Source organism: Nonomuraea sp. NPDC050643, from assembly GCF_040654715.1.
GTDB lineage: Bacteria > Actinomycetota > Actinomycetes > Streptosporangiales > Streptosporangiaceae > Nonomuraea.
Window position 1 is genome coordinate 100,359 of the sequence record NZ_JBFAIM010000021.1, and the last position, 15,100, is coordinate 115,458.

Below are 15,100 nucleotides of genomic sequence, written 5' to 3' on the forward strand. Positions count from 1 at the left end.
TGGGTTCATGCCACATGTACGAACCGGAGCTGAACGGCTGGCCGCGGATGCCGCGCTCGCGGGGGGAACCCGCCTTGGCCTGATCACGAACCCCACCGGTGTCCTGCCCGATCTCACCCCCACCCCGGACGCGCTCCTGGCCGCCGGCCTGAACCTGACCGCCCTGTTCGGCCCCGAGCACGGCATGCGCGGCACCGCCCAGGCGGCGGGCAGCGAAGGCGACACCGTGGACGGGAAGACGGGCCTGCCGGTGTACGACACCCACAAGCTCTCCGGCGACGCCCTCGACCGCGTGGTGTCCGCCTCCGGCGTGGACACGCTGGTCTTCGACATCGCCGACGTGGGCGCCCGCTTCTACACCTATGTCTGGACCATGTACGACCTGATGGAGTCGGCCGCCAGGCTCGGGCTGCGCTTCGTGGTCCTCGACCGCCCCAACCCGCTCGGCGGGACCGTGACCGAGGGCCCGCCGCTCGACCCGGCGTTCGCCAGCTTCGTGGGCCGCTTCCCGCTGCCGCTGCGGCATGGCAGGACGGTGGGGGAGCTGGCCCTGCTGTTCGGGTTCGACCTGGACCTGAGCGTGGTCGGGATGGAGGGCTGGCGGCGCGACATGACCTACGCCGCGACCGGGCTGCCCTGGGTGATGCCGTCGGTCAACATGCCGACCCCGGACACCGCCCTGGTCTACCCCGGCACGGGGCTCTTCGAGGGGACGAACTTCTCCGAGGGGCGCGGCACGACCAGGCCGTTCGAGCTGGTCGGGGCGCCGTACGCGGACGACCGGTTCGCCCCCGCGCTGGCCGCGCTGGACCTGCCGGGAGTGCGGTTCAGGGAGACGTGGTTCACGCCGACGTTCCACAAGCACGCCGGCACCCCCGTACGCGGCGTCCAGCTCCACGTGCACGATCGGGAGACCTTCAGGCCGGTCCTGACGGGCCTGTCGATGCTGCACGTCGCCCGCACCCTCTACCCGGACGACCTGCGCTGGTGGGGCCCCGACCTGTTCCTGGACCACCTGTGGGGCTCCGGCACGCTCACCCGGTGCCTGGAGGCGGGCGAGGACCCGCGCGAGCTCTGCCCGCCGCCCGGCCGGCCCGAAGGGCGGCTGCTCTACGGCAGTGAGGACCACACCGACGTGGGACATCACGCCAGATCGCGCCGGTAGAGCCAGAAGACGCGTTCGGCTCGCGCGCCGACGGCGCGCGAGTAGAACCGCAACGGCCCGACCCAGCCGATCTGAGCGGTGGCCTGCCCGGCGGCGCGCTGGTCCGCCAGGCACCGCCGCAGCAGCACCCCGCCCAGACCCAGGCCGCGCGCGTCCGGAGCGGTGCCCATGGGCCCGAACCAGGAGGGCCGCGAGCCCCAGGCGGCGAAGCCCAGGATCCGCCCGTCGCGCTCGGCGTGGTGCAGCCCGGCCGCGTGCTCGGCCTCCCAGGCCCAGCGCTCGTTCCAGTGCTCCTCGACGAACGCGGTCACGCGCCCGCGATCGCCGTCGGCCGCGTGCACGGTGACGCCCGCCCGCTCCAGGCGCGCGAGCTCGTCCGCCACGGACAGATCCACGCTCAGGTCCGCCGTCATGTTCCAGGCCACGTGGTAGCGCTCGTAGCCGAGGCTCTCGGCCAGGCAGGCGGCGGCGGTGTAGCGCACGTCGATCCCGGGCCAGGCGTAGCACGGCGGGTTGCCGGCGAAGCGGGCCTGCCGCGCCCCCTGACCGGCCAGCCATTCCTCGGCCGCCCGCACCAGCGCCCGGCCGCGGCCCTGACCCTGCGCCGACGGGTGCACGGCGAGCAGGTCGATGTGCCCCACGTCGGGATCCTTCTCCGACAGGGACGCCATCACCACGCCGCCGTCGGTGGCCAGCGCCGTCCACCGCCGCCCCGCGGGCGGCCGCGACAGGTGCCCGGGCAGGGCGGCCGCCACGCCGGCGTCCAGCGTCAGCGCGGCCTCGGCGATCCCCGACGCGATCCCGGACGCGACTCCCGACGCGGCCTCGAGCTCGGCGGCCCGCACGGCGTGACCCATCAGACCTCGCTCATCGGGCGGGCGATCACGTTGCGGCGTTCGGGATAGAAGCACGCGTGCTCCTGCGGCACGCCCTCGGTGAGCTGCAGCAGCGGCCGCTCGCTCGTGCACCGCTCGCCCTGGAACGGGCAGCGGCGGGCGAACAGGCAGCCGTCGTCGGACCGGCTCTCGTCCAGCGACTCCAGCGGCGTCACGGGCTGCTCGCCCGGCTGCTCGAGGCCGTGCAGCACGGGGATGGCCGACAGCAGCGACTGCGTGTACGGGTGCACCGGGTCGGCGATGACCGTGTCCACCGGGCCGCGCTCGACGACCTGGCCCCGGTAGATGACGTACAGCTCGCCGTCGTCGCCGATGTAGCGGGCCGTGGCCACGTCGTGCGTGATGAACAGCACGCTCACCCCGAGCCGCTCGCGCAGGTCCTTCAGCAGCGCCAGGATGCCCAGCCGCAGCGACACGTCGATCATCGAGACGGCCTCGTCGGCGACCAGCATCTCCGGGTCCACCGTCAGCGCGCGGGCGATGACCACCCGCTGCCGCATGCCGCCGGAGAGCTGGTGCGGGTAGCGCGACAGCACCGAGCCCGGGTCCAGCCCCACCAGCGAGAGCACCTCGGCCGCCCGCTCGTCCATCCACGCCTTCGACCGCCCGGTCTGCCCCGCCCGCAGGCTCAGCGGCGCGTGCAGCGTCTGGTGGATGGTCCTGGTCGGGTTCAGGGCCGAGTACGGGTCCTGGTGGATGAGCTGGATCTTGCGGAAGTGCGGCTGGCGCTGCTTGGGCTTGAGCGACGACATGGAGACGCCGTCGATCGCGATCTCCCCCTCGTCGTACGTCTCCAGCCCCGCGATGATCCGCCCCAGCGTCGTCTTGCCGCACCCGGACTCGCCGATGAACGAGGCCGCGCCGCCCTTGGGGATCGTGAAGTCCACGCCCCGCAGCGCCCGTACCTCGCGGGCGCCCAGCATCTTGCCCCGCTGCTTGAACGTCTTGACGACGCCGGTCCCGGTGATCATGCGTGCTCCTTCACGGTCACGGCGTGACAGGCCACGACCCGGTGGCCGTGCGCCACGGCCTCGGGGTCCACGGTGTCGCACACGTCCATGCGCAGCGGGCACCGCTCCCTGAACACGCAGCCCTCCTTCGGCACGGTGGCCAGCGTGGGCGGCCGCCCGGGCAGCGCCTGGGCCTCGGCGATGTCGCCGACGAGGCGCGGGATGGCCTTGATCAGGCCCCTGGTGTAGGGGTGGCTCGGCGCGCCGAGCACCTGCCTGGTGGGGCCCTGCTCGACCAGCCGGCCGCCGTACATGACCGCCAGCCGGTCGGCCACCTCGGCCACCACGCCGATGTCGTGCGTGATGACCAGGGTCGTGAGGCCGCGTTCGGCGTGCACCTCACGGATGATCTTCAGGATGTTCGCCTGGGTGATCATGTCGAGCGCGGTCGTGGGCTCGTCCAGCACCACCAGGTGGGCGTTGAGCACCAGCGCCAGCATGATGCCGACCCGCTGGCGCATGCCGCCGGACAGCTCGTGCTGGTGCGAGTCGAGCACCCGGGCGCCGTCCAGCCCCATCCGGCCGAGCAGCTCCTTGGCCTCGCGGACCAGGCCGCGCAGATCCTCCACGCCGTGGGAACGGCCGAGGTCGAGCAGTTGCTTGCCGACCGTCTTCAGCGGGTTGAGAGAGTTCTGGGCCGCCTGGAAGACGTAGCCGATGTGCTTGCCACGGGCCTTGCGCAGCCGCTCGCCCGCGAGGCCCACCACGTCGCCGAGCCCGTCGATCTCGACACTGCCCCCCGCGATCCTGCCGGGCGGCTGGACGGCGTTGAGCAGGGACAGGGCCAGCGTCGACTTGCCGGACCCCGACTCGCCGACGATGCCGGTGATCGAGCCGGGCTCCAACGTCAGGTTGACGTCCCGGACGGCGGGCAGCTCGCCCGCCGGGGTCTTGTAGACGACCGTGAGGCCGCCGATGCGCACTCCCGGCGCTTGGTCGCTCACACTTACTCCTCGCGCAGCCGGGGGTTGAAGATCTCGTCCATGGCGTCCACCACGAGCACGATCCCGAGCGTGAGCAGCAGGATGGCCAGCAACGGCGCCAGCAGATAGCCCAGCGCGTTCGGCGTGATCATGGCGCCCGCCTGGAACACGGCGAGGTTGAGCATCACGCCCCAGTTGTCCGACTCGTACGGCAGCACGCCCAGGAAGAACAGCCCCACCTGCGAATAGACGGCGCCGGTCACCGCGATGAGCATGTTCATCGCGATGTAGGGCGCCATGCTGGGCAGCAGCTCCTTGCCGATGATGTGCGTCGTGGACAGCCCCAGCCCGCGCGCCGCCTCGATGAAGCCCCGCTCACGCAGGGACAGCGTCTGCGAGCGCACCGCGCGCGCCACGCCGCCCCAGCCGAGCAGGCCCAGCACCAGGCCCATCTGCAGGGGGCTGCCGAACTTCCACACGGTCGCCAGCACCAGCAGCAGCGGCAGGCCGGGGATCGTGAGCTTCATGTCGGTGAACCGCATGAGCACGGTGTCCCAGCGGCCCCGCTTGAACCCGGAGAACAGGCCGATCGCGGTGCCGACGACGACCGTGATGAGCGCGGTCACCGCCGCCGTGAGCAGCACGTAGCGCGAGCCGGTGACGACCAGCGCGAGCACGTCACGGCCCTGCGGGTCGGTGCCGAACCAGTGCTCCCAGCTCGGCGGCTGCGTGATGGCGTTCGGGTTGTCCGGCAGGTGGTCGGGATAGAACATCGGCCCGAACACGCCCATGAAGACGAAGCCGGCCAGGATGACCACGCCGGCCATCCGGCTGGGCTTGCGCCGCAGGACGCGCCACACGCCGCGCCAGAAGTTCCGCCGCATGGTGGCGGCGGCGGGCGCCGCCGCCTCGGGGATGAGCGTGACGCTCATCTGGCCTCCTCTCCGCTGCGCACCCGTGGGTCGATCACCGTGTAGAACAGGTCGGCCACGATGTTGGCGATGATGGTCGCGGCCGTGATCAGCAGGAAGGCCCCGCTCATCAGCGCGTAGTCGCGATCCTGGACGCTGCCGATGAGCAGCCAGCCGAGACCCGGGTAGTTGAAGATCTTCTCGATGAAGACCGCGCCGCCGAGCAGCAGGCCCAGGGACAGGGCGAGCATGGTGAACAGCGGCAGGATCGCGTTGCGCGCGATGTAGCGGAAGACGATCGAGCGCTTCATCCCGCGCAGCTCGGCGGCCAGGATGAAGTCGTCGCCCAGCACGGTGACCACGCTCGACTTCATGGCCAGGATCCAGCCGCCGTAGGCCGACAGCGCGTACGTGACGACCGGCAGCACGGCGTGCTCGGCGAGCGACCCGAGGTAGCCCGCGTTGAAGCCGGGCTCGAACAGGATGTCCACGGTGCCGTCGGCCGGCAGGATCGGGATGAGCGTCGCGAAGATCACCACGAGCAGCATGGCCAGCACGTACTGCGGGATGCCGTGCAGCAGCGAGCCGGAGACGGCCAGGGCGTCGCCCAGCTTGCCGGTGCGCTTGATCGCCGCGTACACGCCGAGGATGATGCCGACCAGGAAGCTGAGCAGCGTGCCGAGCAGCACCGGGAGAACGGTCCACTTGGCGGCCTCGGTGAGCACGTCCAGCACCGGGGTGCCGGGCCGGGTGACGGAGACGCCGAGGTCGAAGTGGAGCAGGCCGCCGATGTAGTCGGTGTACTGCTGCCACAGCGAGCCGTCCGGCTGGAAGCCGTACAGGACCTTCACGGCCTGCGCGGCCGCCTCCGGCGCCATGCCCCCTTCGATCAGCTTCTCGTAGCGAGCCGCCATGGGGTCGCCGGGGATGTTGTTGACGATGAAGAAACTGATCGTCGCGACGACCAGGATCATGACGAACCCGCGGGCCAGGTGGCCCGCGAGTCGCCGAGTGATGAGCGTCATAGGCTACTGCTTCGCCTTGATCAGACCCTGCTGGATCCACACGCCGGACGGAAGCACTCCCGTGCCCATGCGCAGGAGCTCGTCGTCGTGCGGCCAGCCGGTGAACCGGCTGTTGCTGACGAACTGGGTGTTGACGTAGTCCCAGAGCTGGATGACCGGGAGGTCCTGGTTGGCGGCCTGGGCGAGCTGGGCCATGATCGGCTTGGCGGCGGCCTCGTCGGCGGAGTTCAGCTTGCCGGTCAGCTCACCGGGGTTGATCTTGGCGCCGTCGACCTCGATCTCCTCGGGGCCGCCCATCCAGTTGCCGCTCTTGCCGGCCGCGGCGTGGCTGACCTTGCCGGCCACGTTCGTCCAGCCGTTGGAGGCGCCGTAGAGGCGCTGGAAGATGTCGTACGGCGCGGGGCCGAGCGCCATCAGCCAGAAGCCGGCGTCGTACTTGCCGGCGGCCAGTTCCTCGAGGTAGAGCGGGTAGTCGGCGGTCGTCACGACCTCGGCGTCCACACCGGCCTTGACGAGCTGGCTCTTGATGTTCTCCTGAGCCGACAGCCAGTCGGAGAAGCCCGCCGGCGCGTGCATGGACACCTTCCACGGCGTGCCGTCGGCCAGCGTCCACTTGCCGTCCTTCTTGGTCAGGCCGGCCTGCTTGAACTCCTCCTCGGCCTTGGCCACGTCCGCCTTGTACGGCTCGAGCTTCGGCAGCGTGTCGGGAATCCACGCCTGCGCGGCCTTCTGGTGGATGCCGCTGGTGGTGAGCGCCGGCGTGCCGCCCTCGGGGGAGGCGACCTTGGTGACCTGGTCGCGGTCGATCAGGAAGGCCAGGCCCCTGCGTACGTGCACGTTGTCGTACGGCTTCTTGCTCTGGTTGAAGGCCATGCCCACCGCGACCGGCGAGTAGCCCTTGATGACCTCGTTGCCCGCGGCCGCCTTGATCCGGTTCATCACGTCCGTCGGGGCGGCGGTGAAGCCGGCGTGGTCGAGCTTGCCCGCGGTCAGATACGTCCAGATCTGCTCGTTGCCGGTGTAGTTGAGGAACTTCACCTGCGCCGGGGCCACGTTCGCGGCGTTGTAGAAGTACTTGTTCTTGACCAGCAGCGCCTCGGAGGGGTTGACCCGCTCCAGCACGAAGGGGCCGGCCGAGACGTCCTTGGGCGGGGCGAAGGCGATCACCTTCTCGCCGAGCGCGGTGATCTCCTCACGGGCCTTGTCGGCCTCGGCGCCCTCGCCGCGGGCGGCCTTGAGCTTGTCCCAGAAGTCGGCGGGCAGCACGCTGCTCCACACGTGGGAGGGCAGGACGGTGGTGTCGAGCACGCCACGGGCGAACTTCGGGCTGGGGCTGGCCATCTCCTGCGTGATCTTCACGGTCTGCGGGTCGACGACCGTGACCTCCGCCGCCGCGCCCGCCGCGCCCGGCGTCACCGAGAAGGCGGTGCTGCCCTGCGTGTAGGCGATGCCGATGGACATCTTGACGTCGTCGGCCGTGACCGGCTTGCCGTCGGACCACTTGGCGTTCGGCTGCAGCTTCAGGGTGATGGCGGAGTTGTCCTCCGCGATCTCCCAGCTCGCCGCGATGCCGGGCAGGGCCTTGTTGGGGTCGGTCAGATGGTTCACGACCCAGCCGAGCTTCATGGAGCTGTAGCCGGGGAAGGAGTTGCCCTTGGGGTTGTACGGGTTGGCGGGCGCCGTCGCTTCCAGGCCCGGCCTGTTCACGTCGATCGTGGTGAAGAGCCCGCCGCCACCGCCGCCTGAGCCGCTGGACTTGTTGGTGGAACCACCACTGCACGCCGCTGTCGCGGTGGCAAGGCCCAGCAACGCCACTACCGCTGCCAGTCGCTTCATTTGCCGCTCCGGGGGATGTCTCTAGGGATTGACCGGACACTACGATCGCGCCACATCAGCGTCAATAATCTCCAGAGGTTGTGAGGCTAATGTAACTTTCCTTCATGAGTGTACGTACTGGTGCTAAGCGCCATCAAGTAAAAGCTCAGCTCATGACCACGACGGCGGCCCCGCTGACCTGGCCCGCGGCCAGATCCGCCAGTGCCCGCCCGGCCTCCTCGAACGGATAGGGCACCGTCGTCACGCGCGGCGGATGCTCCAGGGACAGCTTCAGATAGGCCCGGCCGTCGGCCCGCGTGTTGGCGGTCACGCTGCGTAGAGTGCGCTCCTGGAACAGGTGCCGCTCGTAGTTCAGCACCGGCACGTCGGTGAGGTGGATCCCCGCGATCGCCAGGGTCCCGCCCCGGTCGAGCGCCTCCAGCGCGGGCGGCACCAGGTCGCCCACGGGCGCGAACAGGATGGCCGAGTCGAGCGGCTCGGGCGGCCGGTCGCCGGCCGAGGCGGCGCCCAGTTCGAGCGCCAGCGCCCGCGCGGCGGCCGACCTGGTGACCGCGTGCACGACGGCCCCCTGGGCGATGGCGGCCTGGGCGGTCAGGTGGGCCGAGGCGCCGAACCCGTAGATCCCCAGCCGCCCCTGAGGCGGCAGGTCGCAGCGCGCCAGCGCCCGGTAGCCGATGATGCCGGCGCACAGCAGCGGCGCCAGCCGCTCGGCCGGCACGTCACCGGGCAGGGGGTAGAGGTAGTCGCGCGGCGCGACGAGGTATTCGGCGTACCCGCCGTCCGCGTCCCACCCCGTGTACGCCGAGGCGGGGCAGAGGTTCTCCATCCCGCGACGGCAGTACCGGCACGTGCCGCAGGTGGAGCGCAGCCAGGCCACGCCCACCCGCTCGCCCGTGCCCTCCACCCGGCCCACCGCCTGGTGACCCGGGGTGGTGAGGGGCCGCCGCGGCGGCAGGTCGCCCTCCGCCAGGTGCAGGTCGGTACGGCACACGCCGCACGCCTCCACGCGTACCAGGACCTCGCCGGGGCCGGGCCGGGGCACCTCCCGCTCGACGAGCCGCAGCGGCCGGGACGCCATCGGCCCCGGCCGGTCCACCACCCAGGCGCGCATGTCAGGCGGACAGCCGCGCGTGGGCCAGGGAGGCGTACAGGGCCGCGCCGTCCGGCAGGACCGCGTCGTCGAAGATCGCCTCGGGGGAGTGGTTGTAGGCCGCGGTCGAGGGGTCGCGGTCGGGCGGGCAGGCGCCCAGGAACACGAACGCCCCGGGGATGTTCTCCAGCACGTACGAGAAGTCCTCCGACCCCATCACCGGCTGCGGCGAGACGAAGTAGCGCCCGGGGCCGAACAGCTCGTCGGCCGTGCGCCCGACGAAGTCGGTCTCGCCCTGGTCGTTCACCGTCACCGGGTAGCCCATCCCGAACGACGCCTCCACCTCCAGCCCGTGCGCCGCCGCGATGCCCCGCACGACCTCCACCAGCCGCCGCTTGACCAGCGTCCGGTTCTCCTTGCTGAAGGTCCGCACCGTGGCGTCGAACCTGGCCTCGTCGGGGATCACGTTGTCCGCCGACCCGCCGTGGAAGCTGCCCACCGTCACCACGACCGGGTCGAACACGTCGAACGACCTGGTCACCATCGTCTGCAGCGCCGTCACCATCTCGCACCCGGCCTGGATCGGGTCGAGCGAGCGGTGCGGGCTGGAGCCGTGCCCGCCGCGCCCCTTCACCGTCACGCAGAACGTGTCGGCCGCCGCCATGATCGGCCCGGGCCGCGACGCGAACAGCCCCGGCGGCAGCATCGCCGACACCACGTGCATGCCGTACGCCGCCACGGGCCGCGCGCCCGCCGCCTCCAGCACGCCCTCGTCGATCATGTGCTTGGCGCCCTCGTGGCCCTCCTCGCCCGGCTGGAACATGAAGATCACGTCACCGGCGAGCTCCTCCCGCCGCGCGCTCAGCAGGTGCGCCGCCCCCGCCAGCATCGCGGTGTGCAGGTCGTGGCCGCACGCGTGCATCTGCCCCGGGAGCTGGGAGACGTAGGGCAGATCATTCTTCTCGGTCACCGGCAGGGCGTCCATGTCACCCCGCAGCAGTACCGCGGGCCCCGGCCTGCCGCCCCTCAGCACGGCCGTGACGGAGCTGAGCGTCTTGCCGGTGGTGATCTCCAGCGGCAGCCCCTCCAGGGCCGCCAGCACCTTCTCCTGGGTGCGCGGGAGGTGGAGGCCGAGCTCCGGCGTCGTGTGCAGGGAATGCCTGAGCTGTACGAGTTCGTCCCGCATGTCTTGTGCGGTTTCAGTGAACGACATGAAGAACATTGTTCATCCACCGGGCCGTAAGTCGACAAGGCACGCTCGGTACGATGGGCACGTGACTGAGCGTAAGCGGATCGACTCCTGGTTGTCCGACATGGACGGCGTGCTCGTCCACGAGGGGCGGCCGATCCCCGGTGCGGACGAATTCATCAAACGGCTCAGCGAATCGGGCAAGAAATTCAGGGTGCTGACGAACAACTCCATCTACACCCAGCGCGACCTGTCGGTGCGGCTGAGCGGGGCGGGGCTCGACGTCCCCGCCGAGTCCATCTGGACCTCCGCGCTGGCCACCGCCCAGTTCCTGCACGACCAGCGCGCGGGCGGCTCGGCGTACGTCATCGGCGAGGCCGGCCTGACCACGGCGCTGCACGAGGTCGGCTACATCCTGACCGACCTCGGCCCCGACTACGTGGTGCTCGGCGAGACCCGCACCTACAGCTTCACCCAGATCACCCGCGCCATCCGCCTCATCGAGGCCGGCGCCCGCTTCATCGCCACCAACCCCGACCCCGTCGGCCCCTCCACCGAGGGCTCCCTGCCGGCCTGCGGCGCCGTGGCCGCCCTCATCACCAAGGCCACCGGCGTCGCCCCCTACTTCGTCGGCAAGCCCAACCCCCGCATGATGCGCAGCGCGATCAACGAGATCGAGGGCCACAGCGAGACGACCGCCATGATCGGCGACCGCATGGACACCGACATCGTCTCCGGCATGGAGGCCGGCCTGTTCACGATCCTCGTCCTGACCGGCGTCACCCAGCGCCACGAGATCGACCGCTTCCCCTACCGTCCGTCGCTGGTCGTCAACTCGGTGGCCGACCTCATCGACCTCATCTGATACCTGACGGCCGCTGACAGGTACACGTGGCAGGCTGAGGAGCCATGAACCGCCTGTACCTGGAGATCGGCCCGAAGAAGGTGTTCGCCTGCTCGCTCGACTGGCCCGGCTGGTGCCGGATCGACAAGGGCGAGGAGGCGGCCATCGACCGGCTCATGGACTACGTGCCCCGCTACCGGGTGATCGCCGACCGGGCCGGGCTGGAGTTCACGCCGGGCGAGCCCGAGGTGGTGGGGCGGGTACAGGGGGCGGGGACGACGGACTTCGGGGTGCCGTACCAGGTGCCCGATCTGGACCTCGAGCCGCTGCCGGGGCCGGAGGCCGAGCGGCAGGTGGCCCTCATGCGGGCGGCCTGGGAGCTCTTCGACGAGACCGCCGCCGTCTCCCCCGAGGACCTGCGCAAGGGGCCGCGCGGGGGCGGGCGCGACCGTACGAAGATCGTCGACCATGTGACGGAGGCGGAGCGCTCGTACGCCAGGATGGTGGGCGTCAGGCACAAGCCGTACAGGTCGCATGAGGACCGGGAGGCGCTGCGTACGGACCTCGCCGAGACCCTCTCCCGCCCCTGGACCCCACCCGCCACCACGACCTGGCCACCCCGCTACGCCCTGCGCCGCATCGCCTGGCACATCATCGACCACCTGTGGGAGATCGAGGACCGAAGGTAAAAGAACTCTCATGAAATACGGCCCACACGCGCGCGTACTGTCTGCAATCATGTGCTGACGCAAAGTAGGGACCCGGCTAAAGTTAGTAGCCAGGTCCCTTCCGACGAGCTTAGGGGCAGGGGCGTGCACGTACAGGCCGAACTCAGAAAAGTGCAGGCTAGAACACTCAAGGGAACTCGACTATCACGCTGATCTCCTCTACGAGGTCAATGAGCGTGTGAAGGTGGTGCAGAGCGACATCTCCGTGATGAAGGGCGACATCGCGGGGTTGAAGGATGATGTTGCCGTGATGAAGGGCGACATCATCGTCATGCAGGGGGACATCGCAGGGCTGAAGGGTGACGTCGCGGGGCTGAAGGGCGATGTCGCGGTGATGAAGAGCGACATTGCGGAGCTCAAGGGCGACGTCGTCGAGGTCAAGACGGAGATCTCAGCGGTGCGGATCGAGATGGACAAGCGCTTCGCGGCCGTCGATGCCGAGATCACCGGCCTCCGGTCCGATGTCACCGGTTTGGGCTCCAAGCTGGATCGTCTGCTGGAGAAGGTCGGCGCGTAGCCGGAACGGCGACGGTGACTCTCCCGTCAGGGGCGCAAGGTGGGCGGCAGGCCGGGTGCCTGCCCGTGCCCCGACGGGAGCTTTGCCGGGGTCGCGCCGCATGAATCCGGAGACCCGCTGGAGGCTCCGCTTGGACTGAGCCTCTGGGGTCTCGTCCGGTCCACGCGGTCCTGCCCTTGACCTCTTCAGAGGGACAGGGCGGGTTCCAGGGCCTCGGCTGGGCAGAGTTGGCCGACGACGGCCCGTACCTGGGCGCGGAGTGCCGGGTCCGTGAGGTGGCCGTGCTCGTCGAAGTGCGGCCAGACGGGGGAGATCACCAGCTCGGCCCCCATCACGACGGCCCCCGCCCCCTGCAACTGCTTGAACAGCTCCGCCTGGGCCCACATCGCCCCGCAGGCGCGCGCGCTCGCGCTCATCACCGCCACGTGCTTGCCCGACAGTCCCTGGCCCGCCGCCATCCAGTCCAGCGCGTACATCAGCTCGGGCGGCAGCAGGCTGTGCTCGGGAGCGGTCAGCAGCAGCGCGTCCCCCGAGGAGACCAGCGCGACCAGCTCGCACGCCGAGGCCGGTACGGGGCCGGCCCCGTACGGAGGGATCTCGTCCAGTCTCTGCCACGCTTCGAAGCCGACGTGCGCCGGCAGTTCGCCGCCCGCCGCGTCCAGCAATCTGGTGATGAAAGACCCCGCGTGGAGACTTGCGGCGATCCCAATGATTTTCACCTACTGCTCCCCAAGGGTTCCGGTGTTACCGAGAACCTGCCCGATGCCTCGGATGTCCAAGACCAGCTCCGGGTCAAGAGGCGCACAGCTTTTGCCGCACGGGGAGGGGCTTTTACCGGCCGTGGGAACCGCTCGGGTACGAGTGATGATCGTCGGTGCTCCTCGGGCGGCGGAAGATGACGGCCAGCACGCGCAGCACGAGGATCGCCGAGATCACCAGCAGGTTGTAGCCGATGAGCTGGAACAACGACGTCGACGCCAGCACCATGGGTCCGCCGTCGGCGCCCAGCAGGATGACCGCCATCACCCCCGCCGTGGCGCCGAGCACCGTGAGCAGGACTTGGTGCAGCAGGCCCGTCAGGTAGCGGCGGTCGCGCTCGTCGGCCAGCAGCCGCACGTTCATGCCGAACCTGTCGTGCTCGGCGGCGCTGGCGATGCGCTCGACGCGGCGGGGCAGGCGGCGCAGCATCGGCAGCAGCGCGGCCAGCTCGTGGGTGACGGTCTCCCTGACCGTCTCCGGGGTGACCTGCTCGGCCAGGTAGCGGCCGGCGAACGCGCGGGCCTCGCCGATGAGGTTGAAGCCGGGTGAGAGGCGTACGAGCGTGCCCTCCAGCGTGGCCAGCGCCCGGAAGACGGCCGCCACCTCGGGCGGGATCGACAGCCCGTACGCCGAGACGATCTTGAACAGGTCGGTGAACATCTGGACGCTGTCCATGCCGGGCGCCACGTGCCGGGCCATGAACTGGCCGAGCGCCCGTTCGAGCGCGGCCTCGTCGATGTCCTCCGGCCTGGGCACCACCTCCAGCAGCGCGTCGGTGACGCCCATGGGGTCCTGGCGGTTCATGGCGAGCAGGAAGCGCTGCAGCGCCGAGCGTACGGAGGAGTCGAGCCGGCCGACCGATCCGAAGTCGAGCAGGCCGAGTGTGCCGTCCTCCAGGAGCAGGAGGTTGCCCGGATGCGGGTCGGCGTGGAAGACGCCTTCGACGAGGATCTGCTTGAGCAGGCAGTCGAGCAGATCACGCGCCAGCCGCGCCCCATCGTCTCCGTCATGGCTCTCGGAGGCGGCCCCCATGGTCGTACCCGCGGTCGTCCCCGCGGGTGGCTTGGGGGCGGTCCCGGCGGCTCCCGGGACGGGACCGCCGGAGGCCCCGTTTCCGGCCAGGGTGGCGGCTCTGGCGATGGGGGTGCCGTCCAGGCGCTGCATGACGAGGACCCGTTCCGTGCACATGGCCGTGACCGGGGCCGGGTACGTGACGCCGCCGCCCGAGATGGCCACGGCGGCCATGTTGGCGGCCTCGACGCGGAAGTCGAGCTCCTCGCGGATGGCCGCGGCGAACCCCTCCGCCAGGTCGCGCAGCCCGAGCGAGCGGCCCCAGCGGGTCCTGGACTCCAGCGTGGCGGCCAGCCGGCGGACGATGTCGAGGTCCTTGCCGACGACCCCGCCGATGCCGGGCCGCTGCACCTTGACCACGACGCTCTCGCCCGAGTGCAGCCGGGCGGTGTGCACCTGCCCGATGGAGGCGGCGGCCAGCGGCTCCCGGCCGAACTCGGCGAACACCTCCTCGACCGGCCCGCCCAGCTCCCCGGTGAGCACGGGCTCGATCTGCTCCCAGGGCGCCGGCGCGACCTGGTCCTGAAGCCGCCCCAGCTCGTCCACGAACTCGGCCGGCAGCAGGTCGCGCCGCGTCGAGAGGACCTGGCCGAGCTTGACGAACGTGACCCCGCCGTCGTCGAGCGCCTCGCGCAGCGACCTGGCCAGGCGCAGCTTGCCCGAGCGGTCCTCCAGCCGTTCGCCCCGGCCCCGCAGGTAGGGGCCGAGGCCGTGCCGGATGGCGATCCTGGTGATCTGGGAGTAACGCCGGGCCCGGGACAGGCGGCCGCGCAGGGAGCGTACGAGCTCCAGCGGCCCCGGGATCGAGCCCGGCGGGACGAGCGCCTCGGCCAGCACGAGGATCACCATCGGGATGAGCACCACGCACATGATGGCCAGCAGGAACAGCCCCAGCGCGGCGGCGTCGGGCGGCGGCTGCACGGAGTTCATCGGGCCGATCACGCTCAGGATCGGTGTCAGCACCGGCTGGGCCAGCCCGAACGCGAGCAGCGCGGCCAGGAACGTGCGCGCCATGCCGAACCTGACGTCCAGCAGCCGCTGCGCCGCGACGGCGAGCAGCATGATCATCACCAGCGCGGCGATCGCGACGAGGAGCTGGGCGGGGAGATCCATGGGCCAGGATCCTCCCACGCCCG

14 protein-coding genes are annotated in these 15,100 nt (G+C 70.7%); 4 read left to right on the plus strand and 10 right to left on the minus strand.

Going from position 1 to position 15,100, the window contains the following annotated elements; all coding sequences use genetic code 11:
- Window positions 1-7 precede the first annotated feature (7 nt).
- Entirely contained in the window at window positions 8-1,165 is a 1,158-nt protein-coding gene (locus AB0I15_RS28050; RefSeq protein WP_358101649.1) for a DUF1343 domain-containing protein, read from the plus strand.
- Here AB0I15_RS28050 and AB0I15_RS28055 read toward each other — a convergent pair.
- From AB0I15_RS28055 to AB0I15_RS28090, 8 genes are all read right to left on the minus strand, one after another.
- Complete coding sequence (locus AB0I15_RS28055; protein ID WP_358101651.1) at window positions 1,144-2,022, minus strand: GNAT family N-acetyltransferase; 879 nt, start codon at window positions 2,020-2,022, stop codon at window positions 1,144-1,146. The two genes, AB0I15_RS28050 and AB0I15_RS28055, sit on opposite strands and share 22 nt — an antisense overlap.
- Window positions 2,022-3,032, minus strand: a complete 1,011-nt coding sequence (locus AB0I15_RS28060; RefSeq protein ID WP_358101653.1) for an ABC transporter ATP-binding protein — start codon at window positions 3,030-3,032, stop codon at window positions 2,022-2,024. The genes AB0I15_RS28055 and AB0I15_RS28060 overlap by 1 nt, the downstream gene beginning before the upstream one ends.
- A complete protein-coding gene (locus AB0I15_RS28065; protein WP_358101655.1) occupies window positions 3,029-4,015 on the minus strand; it encodes an ABC transporter ATP-binding protein in 987 nt (328 codons plus the stop codon). The genes AB0I15_RS28060 and AB0I15_RS28065 overlap by 4 nt, the downstream gene beginning before the upstream one ends.
- 2 nt (window positions 4,016-4,017) lie before the next feature.
- Window positions 4,018-4,926 carry an ABC transporter permease gene (locus tag AB0I15_RS28070; protein WP_358101657.1) on the minus strand — a complete coding sequence of 303 codons (909 nt, stop codon included), beginning with the start codon at window positions 4,924-4,926 and terminating at the stop codon, window positions 4,018-4,020.
- Complete coding sequence (locus AB0I15_RS28075; RefSeq protein WP_358101659.1) at window positions 4,923-5,930, minus strand: ABC transporter permease; 1,008 nt, start codon at window positions 5,928-5,930, stop codon at window positions 4,923-4,925. Before AB0I15_RS28075 ends, AB0I15_RS28070 begins: the two co-directional genes overlap by 4 nt.
- A gap of 3 nt (window positions 5,931-5,933) precedes the next feature.
- The gene (locus AB0I15_RS28080) at window positions 5,934-7,766 is read right to left on the minus strand and encodes an ABC transporter substrate-binding protein (RefSeq protein ID WP_358101661.1); all 1,833 of its coding nucleotides are present in this window, start codon (window positions 7,764-7,766) and stop codon (window positions 5,934-5,936) included.
- A gap of 145 nt (window positions 7,767-7,911) precedes the next feature.
- A complete protein-coding gene (locus AB0I15_RS28085; protein WP_358101663.1) occupies window positions 7,912-8,877 on the minus strand; it encodes a zinc-dependent alcohol dehydrogenase family protein in 966 nt (321 codons plus the stop codon).
- A gap of 1 nt (window position 8,878) precedes the next feature.
- On the minus strand, window positions 8,879-10,069 hold the full coding sequence (locus AB0I15_RS28090; RefSeq protein WP_358101665.1) for a M20 family metallopeptidase: 1,191 nt from the start codon (window positions 10,067-10,069) through the stop codon (window positions 8,879-8,881).
- 100 nt (window positions 10,070-10,169) lie between these two features.
- Between AB0I15_RS28090 and AB0I15_RS28095 the strand changes: the two genes are divergently transcribed.
- The 3 genes from AB0I15_RS28095 (at window position 10,170) to AB0I15_RS28105 (ending at window position 12,134) form a co-directional block, all read left to right on the plus strand.
- Window positions 10,170-10,910 (plus strand): HAD-IIA family hydrolase, encoded by a 741-nt coding sequence (locus AB0I15_RS28095; protein ID WP_358101808.1) that lies wholly within the window; start codon window positions 10,170-10,172, stop codon window positions 10,908-10,910.
- Window positions 10,911-10,954: 44 nt separating this feature from the next.
- Complete coding sequence (locus AB0I15_RS28100; RefSeq protein WP_358101667.1) at window positions 10,955-11,578, plus strand: hypothetical protein; 624 nt, start codon at window positions 10,955-10,957, stop codon at window positions 11,576-11,578.
- Between the two features lie 217 nt (window positions 11,579-11,795).
- Window positions 11,796-12,134 carry a hypothetical protein gene (locus AB0I15_RS28105; RefSeq protein WP_358101669.1) on the plus strand — a complete coding sequence of 113 codons (339 nt, stop codon included), beginning with the start codon at window positions 11,796-11,798 and terminating at the stop codon, window positions 12,132-12,134.
- A 185-nt stretch (window positions 12,135-12,319) separates the two neighbouring features.
- Here AB0I15_RS28105 and AB0I15_RS28110 read toward each other — a convergent pair whose 3' ends face one another.
- Window positions 12,320-12,853 (minus strand): NAD(P)H-dependent oxidoreductase, encoded by a 534-nt coding sequence (locus tag AB0I15_RS28110; protein WP_358101671.1) that lies wholly within the window; start codon window positions 12,851-12,853, stop codon window positions 12,320-12,322.
- Between the two features lie 112 nt (window positions 12,854-12,965).
- Window positions 12,966-15,077, minus strand: a complete 2,112-nt coding sequence (locus AB0I15_RS28115; RefSeq protein ID WP_358101673.1) for an AarF/UbiB family protein — start codon at window positions 15,075-15,077, stop codon at window positions 12,966-12,968.
- Window positions 15,078-15,100: the final 23 nt, after the last annotated feature.

Bases quoted from the DNA above. Each gene is read 5' to 3' on its own strand.
- AB0I15_RS28050 (WP_358101649.1), top strand. From the start codon at position 8: ATGCCACATGTACGAACCGGAGCTGAACGGCTGGCCGCGGATGCCGCG.
- AB0I15_RS28055 (WP_358101651.1), bottom strand. From the start codon at position 2,022: ATGGGTCACGCCGTGCGGGCCGCCGAGCTCGAGGCCGCGTCGGGAGTC.
- AB0I15_RS28060 (WP_358101653.1), bottom strand. From the start codon at position 3,032: ATGATCACCGGGACCGGCGTCGTCAAGACGTTCAAGCAGCGGGGCAAG.
- AB0I15_RS28070 (WP_358101657.1), bottom strand. From the start codon at position 4,926: ATGAGCGTCACGCTCATCCCCGAGGCGGCGGCGCCCGCCGCCGCCACC.
- AB0I15_RS28075 (WP_358101659.1), bottom strand. From the start codon at position 5,930: ATGACGCTCATCACTCGGCGACTCGCGGGCCACCTGGCCCGCGGGTTC.
- AB0I15_RS28080 (WP_358101661.1), bottom strand. From the start codon at position 7,766: ATGAAGCGACTGGCAGCGGTAGTGGCGTTGCTGGGCCTTGCCACCGCG.
- AB0I15_RS28085 (WP_358101663.1), bottom strand. From the start codon at position 8,877: ATGCGCGCCTGGGTGGTGGACCGGCCGGGGCCGATGGCGTCCCGGCCG.
- AB0I15_RS28090 (WP_358101665.1), bottom strand. From the start codon at position 10,069: ATGTCGTTCACTGAAACCGCACAAGACATGCGGGACGAACTCGTACAG.
- AB0I15_RS28095 (WP_358101808.1), top strand. From the start codon at position 10,170: ATGGACGGCGTGCTCGTCCACGAGGGGCGGCCGATCCCCGGTGCGGAC.
- AB0I15_RS28100 (WP_358101667.1), top strand. From the start codon at position 10,955: ATGAACCGCCTGTACCTGGAGATCGGCCCGAAGAAGGTGTTCGCCTGC.
- AB0I15_RS28115 (WP_358101673.1), bottom strand. From the start codon at position 15,077: ATGGATCTCCCCGCCCAGCTCCTCGTCGCGATCGCCGCGCTGGTGATG.